The following is a 15,075-nucleotide window of genomic DNA, read 5'->3' on the forward strand; positions in this document are numbered from 1 at the left end:
GGCCTTATTCGGCCGGCGCGGGCGTCTGCGCCTTCACTTCTTCGAGGTCCACTTCCTTCTCCAGTAGCAGTTCCTTCTTGTCGGCGACCTGTCGCTCCTCGCGGATGAGCTGTTTGAACGCCGACTGCTGTGAGAGGTCGCCGATCAGCACGCCGCCGATAAGCTGTCCGTCCTCGAACGCGAGCCGCCGCCACTCGCTGTCGGAGTACTTCCGTTCGGCCTCGTCGTCGCCACGGGTCGGGTGACCGAAGGAGAGGAACGGGAAGTCGAAGTGCGTGATGGAGTACGAGGAGACCCAGCGGAACTCCTTCTCCTCGGCGTCGGCGACCATGTTCGTTCCGGCGACCGAGCCCTGCTCCTTGGCCGAACCCCACGCGCCGTTTTGCGCCTGGGAGTCGAGGATGGTGTCGTAGAACTGGGTGAGGTCGCCCGCGGCGTAGATGTCCTCGACGTTGGTCTGCATGTACTCGTCGACGACGACGCCGTCGTCGAGTTCGAGCCCGGTCCCGTTGAGGAACTCGGTGTTGAAATCGAGGCCGATAGCGACGCCGGCCCATTCGCCGTCGTAGTGGTTACCGTCAGGGTCGACCGCACCGGTAACTTTGCCATCGTCATCGACTTCGAAGTGGTCGACGCCGGATTCGAAGACGGGTTCGACACCGTTCTCTTCGAGCGCCTCGTGAATGATCTCTGCGCCGTCCTCCGAGAGCGCGTAGCGCCACCAGCGGTTGCCACGCATCAGGTACTTCGCGTCGATTTCCTGTGCGGCGCACACGGCGGCGAGGTCGATGCCGAGCAGGCCCGCGCCGACGATGATGCCCTGGTCGGCCTCGTCGGCGTGCTCGCGGATGCCACGCGCGTCCTGGAACGTCCAGAAGTGGTGGATGCCGTCGGCGTCGCTGTTCTCGACCGGGAGCTGTGCCGGCGTCCCGCCCGTCGCGACGAGCAGTTTGTCGTACTCGTAGGTGTCGCCCTCGTGGGTCTGGATCTCGTGGGCGTCGGGGTCGATGTCCGTGACGTGGGTGTTCAGCTGCAGGTCAATGTCGCGCTCGTCGTACCACTCCGGCTCGTGAATGGAGATGGGCGCTTCCGGCAGCTTCCCCTTGGCGAACTCCTTGATGAGGATCCGGTTATACAGTGCCTCCCCCTCGTCGGTCAGGACTGTGACCGACGCGTCCGGGTCCGCTTCCCGGATTGTCTCGGCTGCGGACGCACCCGCGATGCCGTCACCGATGATTACGTGCGACGTGCTCATGTACGGCCGATACGAAATCAGGCCTAATGTGGATTGCTATCTGTGTATCGTTTCCGATAGCGCACTGAACACACCGATAGTCGGGGATTTGAAGGCGCTTGGGCCCGTATTCGATTCTGAAATGAAAATCTACCAGAACCCGCGCCACTGGGCGAGTAAGAAGGCGCTGACCACACCCGGTGTCCGGTCGGTGGCCAACTACGGGCTGGTGAAACTCCACACCAAAATCTTCCTCGGGAAGGCTGACGAGGCACACCGAGAGGAGCGGCGCGACCACCTGGACGACTTCTTCGACGCCACGATGGACACCTACGTGGCCGCACTGGAGGCGGACTACTCCGAGGCCGAGGCCCGCGAGATAACCCACATCCAGGCCAACTTCGACTTCTACAATCACGGCTGGACGGAGATGATGGAGTTCCCGGCCGAGGAACTGGAAGCCCACTACGAGCGGTACGCGGACTTCTTCGAGACCCACGGCATCACCATCGACGACCCGCTCGGCTCCTTCCGCCCGGCCGACGGCGTCGCCGACGCGCCGTCCACGCCGGAGCGGCTGGACCAGCCGGAACACCCCCATGCCGTCGGTGGCTTCGCCGACGACGTGTATGTCGAAACAGAGGACGGCGAGATGATTGTCGGTGGCGGCCGCGAGGAACCGGACGATGTGAGCGCGACCGACGCGCCGGTCATCGACGAGGACGACGTGGAGAACGCGGCCGGGGACTGAGCGACGAACGGCGTCTCGGACCGCGGAACTTTAGCGGGCGTCTCAGCGCCGGGCTTCGGAGAGCGGCGATTCTGCATCGGTCGCCGCCGAGCCGTCCGCGATTCGGTCGGCGCATTCGAAACCCGCGACGATACCGCCGTTGAGCGACCGCTCCGGGTACTGTGCCCGCGAGGCCATGCCGGCGTAGTAGAGCCCGTCCGCGACGGCGTCGCCGAGGTCGTAGGGGATGACCATATCTAGATACCCGCGCTCGTAAACCGGTGCCGTCCGTGGGTTGCGGGCCGTCCGCACCCAGTTGACGGCGTCGCGGTCGAACTCGGGGAACAGCGACTCGATGCCCGAGAGCCACGTCTCGGCGACCTCGTCGTCGCTCTGTTGCCAGATCGCCTCAGATTCGTTCTGGATGTAGCGAGCGACGTACAGCAGATGCTCGCCGCCGTACCGTTCGGGAGAGACGAAGTTCGTGTGCTCGATGAGCGCGCCGAACGGGGCGTCGTCGGCGATGTTCAGCCAGTACGTATCTAGCAGGGACTCGTCCATGCTGATGACCGAACACACCGTCCCCTGGAAGTCGATGTCGCAGGCGTAGCCGGTCAGGTCCTCAAGCACGTTCGGCATCGCCGCGACGACGACATCGTCGACCGAGTGTGTCGTCGTCCCGGTGCCGTCGGAGACGGTCAGCGACGAGACGGCCCCGCCGCCCGTATCGACCGCTGTCACGCGCGTGCCCGTCTCGATGTTCTCCCGGCCCACGGCCTCGACCAGCGCGTCGAGCAGGCGGCCGAACCCGCCGTCGAAGTAGCCCAGAATCTCGCCGTTCAGGATGTCCCGTTCGCCGCGGAACTTGACCCGGCCGAGTAGCCACGCGGCGCTCACGTCGTCTTTCCGGTCGCCGAACTTCGCGTCCAGCAGCGGCTCGAAGAAGTTCTCGTAGACGCCCCGCGTGGTGTGTTCGACGACGAACTCCTCGATGGGCACGTCCTCGAAGTCCTCCAGTCGCTCGTAGGTGTCAAACGAGGGGACGCCGCCGCGAACGTCGATGTCGAGGACGAGCATCCCAAGCCGGAACGTGTCGTACAGCGAGAGATGCGGATACGTGAGGATTTCCCAGGGCCTGTCCATCGGGTGGACGACGCCGTCGACGTAGTAGGCGTTCTGTCCGATGTGCCACTCCACGGCGTCGCCCAGCCCCAGTTCCTCGGCGAGTTCGACTATCGTCTCCTCGGACTTCGAGAGGTGGTGGTAGAACTTCTCGATGGGGTCCCCGGCCGTTTCGTAGGTCGCGGCCAGGCCGCCGAGGTCCTCGCTCGCCTCGAAGACTCGGACCTCGTGGCCGCGTTTCTGGAGCCGGTACGCTGCCGAGAGGCCGGCGATACCGCCGCCGACGACGCCAATCATACCCCGAGCTATCCGCGGTTGTGGGATTTAGTTTGCGCTTCGGTCGCCGCCGTCTTGGTGTCGACAGGCTGGTCATCATCGACCGCACCGCCTGTCACCGCCTGCTGGAATTCGAGGATCGCGACGGTCCCAGTCGGATGATTGTCCTCGAACCAGAGCGTCCCGCCGTACAGGTCCATCATGACCGAGACGAAGTAGAGCCCGAACCCGCCAGCGGTCTGATCGGGCGAGAGCCCGCGTTCGAACACCGTCGTCTTCAGTTCGTCACTCATACCGGGGCCGTTGTCAGCGATGCGGACCTGCAGCCAGTCACTGGCCTGCTGGACCGACACAGTCACCTTCGGGCTGTCGGCGTCGTTGTGCTCGACTGCGTTCCGGAGGATACTCAAGAGGACCTCTTCGAGCAGTTCGTTCGCCTGCACACTGTAGTCCTCATCGAGTTCACAGGAGACAGCTACCGAATCGTACTCGTCCCGGAGCGACTCAATTGAGCGACGGAGCGTGGCGTTGAGGTCGACGGCGTCCAGCCGCTCGGCTTCGCTCGCTGTCACCGTGTTGTTGATATCCCGTATCGTCTCGCTCATCTCAGTGAGCTTCCCACACCAGTCGCTGATGCTGTCGAGATGTCGCTGTTTCGACCGCGGTACGGTTTCTCTGATGTGTTCCGCGCGGCCACGGATGACGACCATCGCGTTGTGCAGCGAGTGTCTGAGGACGCCATTGAAGAACTCGATCTGCTCGCGGCGGCGCTGGACAGAACTGCGGCTCTGGCGGAGCTCGCGCTCGCGTTCGACTTGATCGAGGGCCACCTGCGTCGTCTGTGCGAGAATCGCAGCGTACCGCCTGTCTTCCGTGGCAAGGGTGCTGTCGTGTGACGTGATCGCCATCACGCCGTGGGAACCGAGCGGCAGCATGAGGGCGTTGTCGAGCGGGTCGAGTCCATCCTGGTCCAGTGAGACAGCCTGTATCTCACCTGTCTCGTACGTCTTCCAGAGTTTGCTTTCAGGCTCGTCCGTCGGCGAACCGTACAGCAGCTCTTCCGCGACGTTCTGTTCGATCGACTCGCTGATGACGGCCGGTTCGAGAACGCGATCGTTTTCGATGAACACGCCTGCTGCGTTCTTATCGAGGACGGCCGTCGCGAACTCGACAGCCATCTCAGCGACTCCCTCGGCGGTCTCTGCTTCGATGAACTGCTGTGTTGCGGCTTGTAGCGCTTCGAGTCGGTCCTGTCGGCGCTGCTGGCCCGTTACGTCTCTGAGAACGACGAGCCGGCCGCGTTCTGTCCCGGACTGATCAGTGAGGCTCGTCGTCTGTGGGTTGTAGTACGTGAACGAATCACCGAACGAGAACACCTCGCCACGCTCGATGTGCTCGACGATTCCTGGAGCAAGATCATCAAGTGATTCTCCGTCGGGGTCCGGATGATCCAGCGCGCTGGCCGCTGCGGCGTTGTAATCGATAATTACACAGTCGTCGGTGAGAGCGATGACCGGGTCGGGAAGGTTGTCAACGAGCGTATCTCCCGACAGCGTCGTCACAGACAGCGATTCGTCTTTGAATAGTACCCACCCGACGAGCACCGCGTTGAGCGAGAACGCCACCGGTGTAAGGTCGATAGCCGGATGCGGTGTGTAGCCGAAATCATACAGCACAGCGACGAATATCGGAAGGCCGGTTCCGATAATGATGGCCGCTGTCTGTCGCCGATAGACGTTCTGCGACCGGAACAAGAACTCAATCAGGAGTGCGTATCCGAGCAGTAACAGCCCGTAACTGACGGCGAGAAGTACCGCGAACGTGGGACCGCGCTGGATGGCGACCAGCGTCGTCCCGAGCTGAGTGACAGGGACGGCTGTCACCTCAACGAGGTCGTGTGCCTGGTCCGTCAGCAGTAGTAGCACGTCCGCGTTTACCACGAGAAACAGCGGTCCGAGCGACGATGGCCGAAGCCACGACTGGCGGCCAGTGTAGACGAGCGCGAAGACGATCCAGAGCCCGATGACCTGCATAGCGGCGGTTCGCGACAGCAGATACACTGTCTTGACAGCGGCAGGGTCCGAAACGACTATCTGCCATATCGAGATCGTACACCAGCAACCCCCAGCGGCCGCGAGCCAGCCGTACTGGCGAGCGCCGGGGACATCCTGGTTCCGGGCGGCGACGACAGCGATTGCGAAGCCGATGAGCGCCCCACCCGCGTTCCCGAGGATGGCGACTGTAGCGATGTCGACATCCATATCGATACCTATTCCAACGTCAGGTTTCCCTGTATTATGCCTTTGGGCCGCGTTCTCAGTACTGCGACGCGGCCACAGTGTCGGTTCGCTACCTTTTTGCCTACACTGCTGAAATTCGCAGGCATGCTGACAGTCCGGGCGCCGGCTACCAGTGCGAACCTCGGGAGCGGCTTCGACGTGTTCGGTGTCGCACTGGAGCGTCCGGCCGACGTCGTCCGTCTGGAGAAGGCCGACCGGGTCACCATCGAAATGACTGGCGCTGGCAGCCAGTACATCCCTGAAGACCCCGAGAAGAACACCGTCGGTGCGGTCGCCGAGGCGCTCGATGCGCCGGCACGCATTCAGATAGACAAGGGCGTCCGCCCCGCCTCTGGGCTGGGCTCCTCGGCGGCCAGCGCCGCCGCAGCGGCCGTCGGGCTGAATGAGCTGTACGACCGCGGCTACTCCCGCGAAGAATTGGTCCCTATCGCCGCCAAGGGCGAGGCCGTCGTTTCTGGCGACGCCCACGACGACAACGTCGCCCCCTCGATCATGGGTGGGTTCACCATCGCGACCGACAAGGGCGTCACGCAGGTCGACGCCGACATCCCGCTCGTGGCGTGTCTCCCTGATATCGTTGTGTCCACGCGGGACGCGCGCAACGTCGTCCCCGAGAGCGCCAGGGTCGAGCAGATGGTGGAAACAGTCGGAAACGCTGCAGCGCTGACGACGGGGATGCACCGCGACGACCCCGAACTCGTCGGGCAGGGGATGCACGACACCGTCGTGACGCCGGCCCGCGCGAAGCTCATCGACGGCTACGACCAGGTCCGCGAGGCCGCCCTAGCCGCCGGTGCGACCGGCGTCACCATCTCCGGGGCCGGGCCGACTGTCATCGCCGCGTGTGCCGAGGAAGACCGCCGCCGGATTGCGAGCACGATGCTCGACGCCTTCGGCGAGCGCGGCGTCGACGCTCGCGTGTATCAGACCCGAATCGGCCGCGGTGCAGAAGTGTTCTGAGACTGTCCGCAGGCCCGCATCAGTGGGCTCTGCGAGTAGCAGATAGCTCTGTTTCGAAGGCAGTAGTCGAGGATACCGAAAATCGTCTCATTAGCGCGACAGAGAGGTACTCCGACGGGTGACGAGATGTCAGTACTGCGGTATACTGCTATGTACTGCTATTAGTAACACCAAGGCGTCTCGCCCCGCTACCTGAACTATCAATGGCATCTCAGACGGGGCACGCGCTTCCAGCAGCGTACGACGCGCTCAACATCGGTATCGCACTGTACGACCCCGATAGTGGTGCTATCCTAGACGGGAACGAACGAGTGGCAGAAATATTCGGATACTCGGTTTCGGAGTTGCGCGAGCGGTCAATCGGGGAGTACACCGCAAACACGTTCGTCCACTCCGTCGCCGATTTCAGGTCCCGGCTGGAGGACAGCGCCGCGGGCGAGTCACGCCAGTTCACGTGGCGGATCAAGCGGGCGGACGGCGAGCTCATCTGGGCTCGGATACACCTCTCGAAGCGAGTCGCGTCCGAGGAGACGTACGTTTGTGCAGAGATACGTGATATCACGGACTACTTCGAGACACACCACCGCGAGGAACTCCTCTGGCGGATACTGCGACACAACCTGCGGAACGAAGCGACAGTCATCGCCGGTAACACGGCCCGTATCACAGCCGCGGCCGGGACTGAGTCCGTGCGGGACGCCAGCAAGACGATTCGGTCCCGGGTCGAAAACCTCACCAATATCGTCGAATCCGTCAAACAGATCGAACGGGCGGTCACGCGCCCCGGCACGGACTACACTCGCTGTCACGTAACGCGCAGGGTCCGTGGTATCGTAAACACAATTGTAACCGACTACCCTGCTGCGGAGATTACCGTCACCGACCAGGCGGAGATGTGGATTGACAGCACTGACGCATTCACGTACGCGCTCACCCACGCCGTCGAGAACGCAATCATCCACAGCGAGGCTGTCACCCCGACAGTCGAGGTACACATCGGCCCGTCACCGAACACCGGGCGGGTGGAGATATGCATTCGCGATTCGAACCCGCCGATTCCCGACACGGAGGTCAGCGCGCTCTTTGATCCGACACAGGCCACGGAGACGGCACACGGGACCGGCGTCGGCCTGTTCGTGATGAAGTGGTGTATCGAGTCTCTCGGCGGTGAACTCCGATTCGAGCGGGACGGCGACGGGAACGCCGTCTTCTTCTATTTGCCTGCGCGGGAGCCGCCGGACGATAAGCGGTAGCCGCGCCCCTCGGTCGGCGACGGGGCATAGCCCGCGACGGACTTGACCCGAGAGACCACGACTGGGAGTCAGCTTCCCCTGACGTGCTCATTTCGAACACCGCCGAAAGGTTGCGAGTACGATGCTGGACGCCTTTGCCCGGGAGTCGACGCCCGCGTCTACTTACGTCTCGGCCGCGGCGCAGGGGCTTCTAACCGCTGCCGCTCCGTCTCGATCAGGCGTTTCGTCGGACGGCGAGGAGCGCCGCGGCGACGAGTGCTATGAGCGCGACGGCTACAGTAAAGCCCGGGCCGGACGCGGGTGTAGTGGCGACTTCTGTCACCGTATCGGTGCGTGCAACCGTGGTCTGGTCCGCGTTGATGTTGCGGTCGCTTCGACGTCATCTACCGTCGTGCTCGGTTCCTCTGGCGGCTGCTCGGTCGGCTCCCCGGTGGTGTTGACGTTCGCGCTCGCAGACTCGACGGAGCCGTTCGCCGTGGCCGCCGAGACGATGCGCCCGTCTTTGTCGGCGGCAAAGCTGTCACCATCCACGTCGAGAACGTCCGCGGTGAAGTTCACGCCGGCGGCGTACTTGCTCATGTCACTTGTAGCGGTGAATGTCCCGTTCGACGTGACAGTCGCACCAGGACGATGGATAAACGGGTTCGCCTGACTTTCGGAAGCGAGGCTGACCTCGACGTCCGAACCGGGCGCAATCGTCGTCGTACCCGAGACGGACTGGTTCACGGCGGCCTCGACGGTCACGCGTCCGTCGGTCGTGTCGAAGCCAGCGTCGCGCTCCGTAATCGTGTAGTTGGCTGTCTCCTCATCGTCATCGTCGCTCAGGCCGGTGGCGCCCGAGACCGAGAAGGTGGTCGTGATCTCGTCGTCGCCGTCTCCACGGACCGGTGCTCCGCTCTGATAGTTCACGTTCGACAGTTCGACGGCGACGAAGTACGTGTCGTTGTCGGGGTCATCGACCACGACCACGTTACTGTTGTTGAGGTGTAGCGGGTCCTCGTCGGCGTTCGCGCCGACGTTCGTCCGGTTGACCCAGATGTTGAACGCGTCCCCGTCCCCGGTGGCCTGGAGGAACGCGGCCGTGGTGTTGCTCGCGCCCCCGACGTCCGTCCGGTAGTCGATCGCGCCCTCGATACCGGAGGCGGTGACTCGGTGGACGACAATGTCACCGTCTGCGACTGCGGTCGACTGCGTGAGAGTTGTGCCGACGCGGTCGTAGATGCCGACGTCCTCGTCCGTGAGGTCGGCGTCTTTCGGGGCGACCCAGCTCTGGACGTGTTCGGTCGAACGCGCTTCCAACCGGAGCGTCCCGACAGCGTCGGGGTCGTCAATCTGACTTGTGCCGGCGGTCGCGTTCATCGTGTAGCTGGCCGCGTCAAGCGCCTCGGCCGTGAGGTCAGCTCGCGCGAACGACCCGCTCTCGCTGACGCCGCTGATCTCGTCGTCGCCAGAGACGCTGAGGACATCGCTCGCCGCAATGCTCGCGTTTCCGCTGTTCGGAACGCCGGCGAGGTAGCTGTTGAACAGGACGGTGACTTCGCCGTCGCCGTCGTCGTCGGTGATCTGCCCGGAGACGGCGTAGTTGTCCTCGCCCTCGTCGCCGATGACGATGTAGCCGTCGTCCGTGTTCTCTAACTGGTACGTGACGCTAACCACATCGCCGCGCTCGTCGGAGACAACGCTGTCCTCGAAGCGCACCTCTCCCTCCTGTGATTCGGAGACGGTGATGTCCGTCGAGGTGACCGCGAGACCGCTCTGGTTATCCGTGACGCTGACCGTGTACGGTCCGTTGCCGGCCGACTGGCTGCCGAAGTCAAACTCGACGGCCTCCGTGCCATCGAGAGTCTCGACCGCGGTCGCGACCTCATCACCATCGCCGTCGGTCAGCGTCCCGGTCGCCGTGGTGCCCCCGCGGATGGCAGTCACGTCGGCGGTGATGCTGTCCTCGTCGGTGACGTTGGTGTCGCTCACCTCGACGGCGAGTTCGAGGTCACTGATACGGAACCCGGCCGCGTCGGAACCGGACGTGACGTCGTAGCGCTCCCCCGCGTCGACGTCGTCCGTGTCGAAGACGTAGACCTGGCTGTTGTCCGCGTAGCTCCCGTCGAGGACGACGCTCCCGCCGCCGGCCTCGACGACTAGGTTTGTGTCGGCATTGGCGTCCCTGTCCTCGACAGCAATGACCTCGCCGTGATAGACGTTCGCGTCGGAGCCGCCGTCAGAGGCCGGTGTGATCGTCTTCGAGGACACGCTGATGTCCGTCGCGGTGACGGACCCGCTCCCGAAGTCAGTGAGCTTCACCGACAGATTCCGGTTCGGCGCCACGTCCTGTGTGAGATCAATCTCGACGCGGCCGTCGGTTCCGTCCGCGTCGATACGGTCGACAAGCGTGCCGGAAACCTCGTCGCCGTCGAGGTAAAGCGCGAGTTCGTCGGTCCCGTCGAGTCCGTTGGTGACGGACTCGTTCAGCGCCAGTTCGATCGTACTGCCCCCGCTAGCTGCCGAGTACTCTACAGCCTGCTCGACGCTGACGTTACCAGCGGCGGCCGCTGTCCCGGAGGCGGCGACGGTACCGACGAGTACCGACGCCACCACCAACGCCGTCAGAAACAGGCTCCGGAGTTTGTCGGTCGGTGCTGTTCGCGATACTCTTGTCGTGCTCTCTGTCCGCGCCGACGGTCTCCACCGCGCGCTTCGCACGCTGTTCGGGGAGTCACGTCGAGTCGGACTAGTCGAATCATCGGCATTGTTCACCATGCGATTTAGGCATGCCTAAAACAGTACAAATAGATTGCGGATTTTAGGCTAGCCAAAAAACATGATGCTTATCGAACCGCGCTGTATCGGTCAATCTGGCCATCTCACCGGCGCAGCATATTTTTAGGTGGACCTAATTCATAAAACCACTCCGGTTTCCGGACGGACCATATTATACCGCGGACAGCGATGGGAGCGTACCCACACCCTTCTAGACATCGCCTGACGCGTCTCGCTCCGACAGACGCATTTGGACAACCATTTAACGGACCCCTCGGAAACCCAGACCATGTCGAATCCGCGAATCCTGATTCTCGGGCCGCCGGGAGCCGGCAAAGGAACGCAGAGCGCCAACCTCGCCGAGGAGTACGGCGTCGAGCACATCACGACCGGTGACGCGCTCCGGGCGAACAAAGACATGGACATCAGCGACATGGATACCGAGTACGACACGCCCCGCGAGTACATGGAAGCGGGCGACCTCGTACCGGACGCGGTAGTCAACGCTATTGTCGACGAAGCCCTCTCACAGGCCGACGGCTTCGTGCTCGACGGCTATCCACGCAACCTCGACCAGGCCGAGGAACTCGAGGGGATGACCGACCTCGACGTCATCCTCTCGCTAGACGTGTCCCGCGAGGAACTGGTCGACCGACTCACCGGCCGCCGCGTCTGTGACGACTGTGGCGCGAACTTCCACGTCGAGTTCAACCAACCCGAGGAGGAGGGCGTCTGTGACGAGTGTGGTGGCGACCTCATCCAGCGCGACGACGACAACGAGGAGTCCGTCCGCAACCGACTGGACGTGTTCGACGACAACACCGCGCCGGTCATCGACCACTACGAGGACCACGACGGCTTCGTCGCTGTCGATGGCGAGCAGACGCCCGACGAGGTCTGGAGCGATATTCAGGACGCTGTCGACGCACAGACGGCCTGAGACCCGGCGGAACTACCGTTCGAGGCCGATGTCGTCGAGACAGTCAGAGTAAAACGTTGATATGCCGTCGCAACTCAAGCACACACAATGGCACGTACCGCGCCGAAGGTAGAACGACTCGCCGAAGACGGCGAGGCAATGACTGACGCGCTCTCGACGGTGCTCGCTGCGGCCGAAGAGAACGGGACCGTCACCTGGAGTGACGTGAGTGACGACCTCACGAGCGGTGAGTGGGGACGGCTCATCGAGTCCGGCCTGCTCATCGACGCCGATGGCGAGGGGTTCGTCATCGACGACCCCGAGGGCGTCCGCGAGGCGCTCGAAGAGTCCGACGCGGCACCGAGCGATGATGACGAGGACAGCGGCTGGTCGAAGTGGGACAAGCTCGCCGGCCTCGGAACGCTCGGCCTGTTTGCCGGCTACTCGATGACGTCTGTTCGAGACGTTATCGCGGGCGGGGTCATCGATATCGTCCTCGGACCGCTCAACGATATGCTCCCCTTTTATGTCGTCATCCTGGTGCTTGCGATTATTACCGGGACTACCTCGACGATTCTGCAGGACAACCTTATGGACATGTCGGGGATGGGCGACCATCAGGAGAAGATGGAGGACCTGAAAGAGCGCCGCAAAGCTGCAAAGGAACGCGACGACCAGGAAGCGCTAGACCGGCTCGAAGAGGAGCAGATGGAGCTGATGACCGACCAGATGGGGATGTTCAAACAGCAGTTCCGCCCGATGGTGTGGATCATGCTGGTCAACATCCCGTTGTTCCTCTGGCTCTACTGGATCGTCTTCGGAGCCGGCGTCGAGGCGAGTCCGGTGATTACGCTCCCCATCTTCGGGGAGGTTGAGGCGTGGCGCAACGGCGTCGTCGGCCCGGTACAGGCGTGGATTGTCTGGTACTTCCTGTGCTCGCTCTCGTTCACCCAGATCATCCGGAAGGCGCTCAACGTCGAGACGACGCCGACCGGGTAGGCGCGAAGAGACAGCCCTTTCTATCGGGGCCACCCGAACACCTCTATGTTGATTACCGTCTCCGGGCCGGCCGGCAGCGGCAAGAGTACACTTGCCAAGAGTCTGGCCGACGCACTGAATTACGAGCACGTCAGCGGCGGCGACATCTTCCGCTCGCTGGCCGAGGAACGCGGGATGACGCCGCTGGAACTGAACAAGGCCGCCGAGGAGGACGACCAGATAGACCGCGACCTCGACCGGCGACTCAGGGACATCGCCGCCGAGCGCGACGACCTCGTGCTGGAATCCCGTCTGGCCGGCTGGATGGCCGGCGAGTACGCCGACATGAAACTGTGGCTGACAGCGCCCCTGGACGTGCGCGCCGACCGCATCGCGACCCGCGAGAACAAGCCCTTCGAGCAGGCCAAGACCGAGACGAAAGAGCGCGGCGAGAGCGAAGCCCAGCGCTACAGCGACTACTACGACATCGACTTCGACGACCTCTCTATCTACGACCTGTCGGTCAACACCGCCCGCTGGGACCCGCAGGGCGTCCTGAGCGTGACGCTGCACGCCGTCGAGTCGTACAGTCCCGACGGCGACGAAGGGAAGGCACCGGTCGAGAACATCCGGTACGAGTTCTGAGCCGATGACGCTCCGTGCCCCGCCCGACGAACGGGATCTGGATTCGCTTCGGTCCTTCGGTGTCGTCAACCTCGATAAGCCCCCGGGACCCTCGGCCCACCAGGTCGCGGCCTGGATTCGGGACGCCACTGGCCAGGACCGGGTCGCTCACGGCGGGACGCTCGACCCGAAGGTGACCGGCTGTCTCCCCGTGTTGCTCGGCGACGCCGCCCGGATGGCGCAGGTGTTCGACGACGCGGTCAAGGAGTACGTGACGGTGCTGGAGCTCCACGACCAGGCCCCGGCAGACATCACGGACATCGTCGCCGAGTTCGAGACGGACATCTACCAGAAGCCACCTCGGAAAAGCGCGGTGAAGCGCCAGTTGCGCTCTCGCCGAATTCACTCGCTGGACGTGCTTGAACGCGAGGAGCGCCGCCTGCTTCTCCGGGTGCGCTGTGAGTCGGGGACATACATCCGGAAACTGTGCCACGATATCGGACTGGCAGCGGGAACCGGCGCACACATGGGTGACCTCCGACGGACGGCGACGGGGACCTTCGACGACGCGTCGCTGTCGACGATGCACGACCTCGTGGACGCGCTCGCGTTCGCCGAGGAGGGGGACGAGTCGGAGGTGCGCGAGATTATCCAGCCTGCAGAACGCGCGCTGGTCCACCTGCCGCAGGTCATAATTGCGCCCAGCGCCGCCCGCGAAGTCGCCGAGGGTGCGCCGGTGTACGCGCCGGGCGTCATCGAAGCCGGCCCGGCCGAAGTAGGTGACGCGACGGCTGAGATGGGGTCGCAGGTCGTCACCATTACTCCCGGTGGCGTTGCAGTCTGTCTCGGAACGCTCGTTGGCGACCCGGACGCAGCTGATGGCCTTGTTGTCGAAATCGACCGCGTGCTGGTATGAGCGGGCGTGCTGGTGCCGGCGGCGGTCGTGCTGAGCGGGATGCGCACGTCGCGGGAAAAACTAAGACCGTCTCCAACATAGTATTAGCATGGACCGATGGGTCGACCCCGACGAGGCCGACCCGGCGCAGTGGCGTGGAACAGGACCGTACGACGACCTGCGCCGGGGCGCTGAGACGGTCTCGGTGCTCGAACGCGCCCTCCGGACGCCGTTACCGTATCAGCACGAGGTCGACGTTCACCACGACGACGACGTCGCCGAACAGTTTCAGTCCAGTGAGTACGAGCACGCACGCGTCGTCTACAACAGCGGCGTAGACGCCAACCGACGAATAAAGCTCCTTACCCGCGGGGTGCTGTGGGGTGGCGGTGAGACACACCAGCGGTTCCAGGCACAGTACCGCCGCCCGCCGCCGCCGACTGAGACCGTTCCGTTCGGAGAGTACACCGTCTGGAGTCGGTACCAGTACGGGACCATCGAGCGAACCGATAACGGCCTGACGTTCACCGAGAACGACGAAAACCCGGACGAATCGCTCCGAGAGTTCGACTGGGGGACTCTGTTCGACCCGGTTCAGGAACGGCTCGCGGAACTGGAGCTGGTCCGGAACCCCACCTTCGGCAAGTACCGTCTCGAGGAACTCGACGAGTGGGAGGCCTACCGCACGCGGTTCCAGTACGACCCCGGGGCGTTCGCTGTCGACCCCTGATTAGTGGCTGTATAATAAACCGGGGAGAAGGCGTTGGCTACGGTCATGACGCACCTACTGACCACGGCCCCGCTCCAAGCCGGCGGCGGGTTCCTCGAACTGGCCCTGCTGTTTCTCGTCCTCGCCGTCGTCGCCGGACTGGCTGGTCTGGGCGGTATCGCGGGGCTCAGCATGCGAATCGCGAAAATACTTGTGGTCGTTTTCCTCGTCCTGATGGTCGTCAGCTTCCTCCTGTGATACCAGTGTCGGTGGACAGTGTCACCGCCAGACCGTTTCTGAATCCTTTTATTTACGTGA

The 15,075-nt window shown here is 63.6% G+C and carries 14 protein-coding genes; 9 read left to right on the forward strand and 5 right to left on the reverse strand.

What is annotated here, in order from left to right; all coding sequences use genetic code 11:
• Positions 1 to 4: 4 nt before the first annotated feature.
• Positions 5 to 1,255 carry an NAD(P)/FAD-dependent oxidoreductase gene (locus DVK00_RS10610; RefSeq protein ID WP_101349307.1) on the reverse strand — a complete coding sequence of 417 codons (1,251 nt, stop codon included), beginning with the start codon at positions 1,253 to 1,255 and terminating at the stop codon, positions 5 to 7.
• A 121-nt stretch (positions 1,256 to 1,376) separates the two neighbouring features.
• On the opposite strand from DVK00_RS10610, the gene DVK00_RS10615 reads away from it, so the two are divergent.
• On the forward strand, positions 1,377 to 1,985 hold the full coding sequence (locus tag DVK00_RS10615; protein WP_121511170.1) for a DUF6149 family protein: 609 nt from the start codon (positions 1,377 to 1,379) through the stop codon (positions 1,983 to 1,985).
• A 42-nt stretch (positions 1,986 to 2,027) separates the two neighbouring features.
• Here the strand turns inward: DVK00_RS10615 and DVK00_RS10620 are convergent, their stop codons facing one another.
• Both DVK00_RS10620 and DVK00_RS10625 read right to left on the reverse strand, forming a co-directional pair.
• Entirely contained in the window at positions 2,028 to 3,383 is a 1,356-nt protein-coding gene (locus tag DVK00_RS10620; protein WP_121577697.1) for an NAD(P)/FAD-dependent oxidoreductase, read from the reverse strand.
• Between the two features lie 8 nt (positions 3,384 to 3,391).
• The gene (locus tag DVK00_RS10625; RefSeq protein ID WP_101349304.1) at positions 3,392 to 5,623 is read right to left on the reverse strand and encodes a histidine kinase N-terminal 7TM domain-containing protein; all 2,232 of its coding nucleotides are present in this window, start codon (positions 5,621 to 5,623) and stop codon (positions 3,392 to 3,394) included.
• 123 nt (positions 5,624 to 5,746) lie between these two features.
• Between DVK00_RS10625 and DVK00_RS10630 the strand changes: the two genes are divergently transcribed.
• Together DVK00_RS10630 and DVK00_RS10635 are read left to right on the forward strand one after the other, a co-directional pair.
• Entirely contained in the window at positions 5,747 to 6,622 is an 876-nt protein-coding gene (locus DVK00_RS10630) for a homoserine kinase (protein WP_121511173.1), read from the forward strand.
• Positions 6,623 to 6,825: 203 nt separating this feature from the next.
• Complete coding sequence (locus DVK00_RS10635) at positions 6,826 to 7,875, forward strand: PAS domain-containing sensor histidine kinase (RefSeq protein WP_121536371.1); 1,050 nt, start codon at positions 6,826 to 6,828, stop codon at positions 7,873 to 7,875.
• Between the two features lie 214 nt (positions 7,876 to 8,089).
• On the opposite strand, the gene DVK00_RS21990 is transcribed toward DVK00_RS10635, so the two are convergent.
• Positions 8,090 to 8,197, reverse strand: coding sequence for a PGF-CTERM sorting domain-containing protein (locus DVK00_RS21990; RefSeq protein ID WP_233560784.1), 108 nt, complete (start codon positions 8,195 to 8,197; stop codon positions 8,090 to 8,092).
• Positions 8,194 to 10,467, reverse strand: a complete 2,274-nt coding sequence (locus DVK00_RS10640; protein WP_233560785.1) for a BGTF surface domain-containing protein — start codon at positions 10,465 to 10,467, stop codon at positions 8,194 to 8,196. Before DVK00_RS10640 ends, DVK00_RS21990 begins: the two co-directional genes overlap by 4 nt.
• Positions 10,468 to 10,921: 454 nt before the next feature.
• Here DVK00_RS10640 and DVK00_RS10645 point away from each other — a divergent pair, with 454 nt between their 5' ends.
• The 6 genes from DVK00_RS10645 (at position 10,922) to DVK00_RS10670 (ending at position 15,015) form a co-directional block, all read left to right on the forward strand.
• The gene (locus DVK00_RS10645) at positions 10,922 to 11,572 is read left to right on the forward strand and encodes an adenylate kinase (RefSeq protein ID WP_101349300.1); all 651 of its coding nucleotides are present in this window, start codon (positions 10,922 to 10,924) and stop codon (positions 11,570 to 11,572) included.
• 87 nt (positions 11,573 to 11,659) lie between these two features.
• Complete coding sequence (locus tag DVK00_RS10650) at positions 11,660 to 12,550, forward strand: DUF106 domain-containing protein (RefSeq protein WP_101349299.1); 891 nt, start codon at positions 11,660 to 11,662, stop codon at positions 12,548 to 12,550.
• Between the two features lie 45 nt (positions 12,551 to 12,595).
• Complete coding sequence (gene cmk, locus DVK00_RS10655; protein ID WP_053966311.1) at positions 12,596 to 13,174, forward strand: (d)CMP kinase; 579 nt, start codon at positions 12,596 to 12,598, stop codon at positions 13,172 to 13,174.
• Between the two features lie 4 nt (positions 13,175 to 13,178).
• A complete protein-coding gene (locus DVK00_RS10660) occupies positions 13,179 to 14,069 on the forward strand; it encodes an RNA-guided pseudouridylation complex pseudouridine synthase subunit Cbf5 (protein ID WP_101349298.1) in 891 nt (296 codons plus the stop codon).
• 88 nt (positions 14,070 to 14,157) lie between these two features.
• A complete protein-coding gene (locus DVK00_RS10665; protein ID WP_121577698.1) occupies positions 14,158 to 14,778 on the forward strand; it encodes a hypothetical protein in 621 nt (206 codons plus the stop codon).
• A 45-nt stretch (positions 14,779 to 14,823) separates the two neighbouring features.
• Positions 14,824 to 15,015 (forward strand): DUF1328 family protein, encoded by a 192-nt coding sequence (locus DVK00_RS10670; protein ID WP_101349296.1) that lies wholly within the window; start codon positions 14,824 to 14,826, stop codon positions 15,013 to 15,015.
• The last annotated feature ends 60 nt before the right edge of the window (positions 15,016 to 15,075 follow it).

This window comes from Haloarcula sp. Atlit-47R (genome assembly GCF_003665985.1).
GTDB lineage: Archaea > Halobacteriota > Halobacteria > Halobacteriales > Haloarculaceae > Haloarcula > Haloarcula taiwanensis.

Excerpts from the sequence above, each read along its gene's own strand:
- DVK00_RS10610 (WP_101349307.1), bottom strand. The coding sequence starts at position 1,255 with ATGAGCACGTCGCACGTAATCATCGGTGACGGCATCGCGGGTGCGTCC.
- DVK00_RS10615 (WP_121511170.1), top strand. The coding sequence starts at position 1,377 with ATGAAAATCTACCAGAACCCGCGCCACTGGGCGAGTAAGAAGGCGCTG.
- DVK00_RS10620 (WP_121577697.1), bottom strand. The coding sequence starts at position 3,383 with ATGATTGGCGTCGTCGGCGGCGGTATCGCCGGCCTCTCGGCAGCGTAC.
- DVK00_RS10625 (WP_101349304.1), bottom strand. The coding sequence starts at position 5,623 with ATGGATGTCGACATCGCTACAGTCGCCATCCTCGGGAACGCGGGTGGG.
- DVK00_RS10630 (WP_121511173.1), top strand. The coding sequence starts at position 5,747 with ATGCTGACAGTCCGGGCGCCGGCTACCAGTGCGAACCTCGGGAGCGGC.
- DVK00_RS10635 (WP_121536371.1), top strand. The coding sequence starts at position 6,826 with ATGGCATCTCAGACGGGGCACGCGCTTCCAGCAGCGTACGACGCGCTC.
- DVK00_RS10645 (WP_101349300.1), top strand. The coding sequence starts at position 10,922 with ATGTCGAATCCGCGAATCCTGATTCTCGGGCCGCCGGGAGCCGGCAAA.
- DVK00_RS10650 (WP_101349299.1), top strand. The coding sequence starts at position 11,660 with ATGGCACGTACCGCGCCGAAGGTAGAACGACTCGCCGAAGACGGCGAG.
- cmk (WP_053966311.1), top strand. The coding sequence starts at position 12,596 with ATGTTGATTACCGTCTCCGGGCCGGCCGGCAGCGGCAAGAGTACACTT.
- DVK00_RS10660 (WP_101349298.1), top strand. The coding sequence starts at position 13,179 with ATGACGCTCCGTGCCCCGCCCGACGAACGGGATCTGGATTCGCTTCGG.
- DVK00_RS10665 (WP_121577698.1), top strand. The coding sequence starts at position 14,158 with ATGGACCGATGGGTCGACCCCGACGAGGCCGACCCGGCGCAGTGGCGT.
- DVK00_RS10670 (WP_101349296.1), top strand. The coding sequence starts at position 14,824 with ATGACGCACCTACTGACCACGGCCCCGCTCCAAGCCGGCGGCGGGTTC.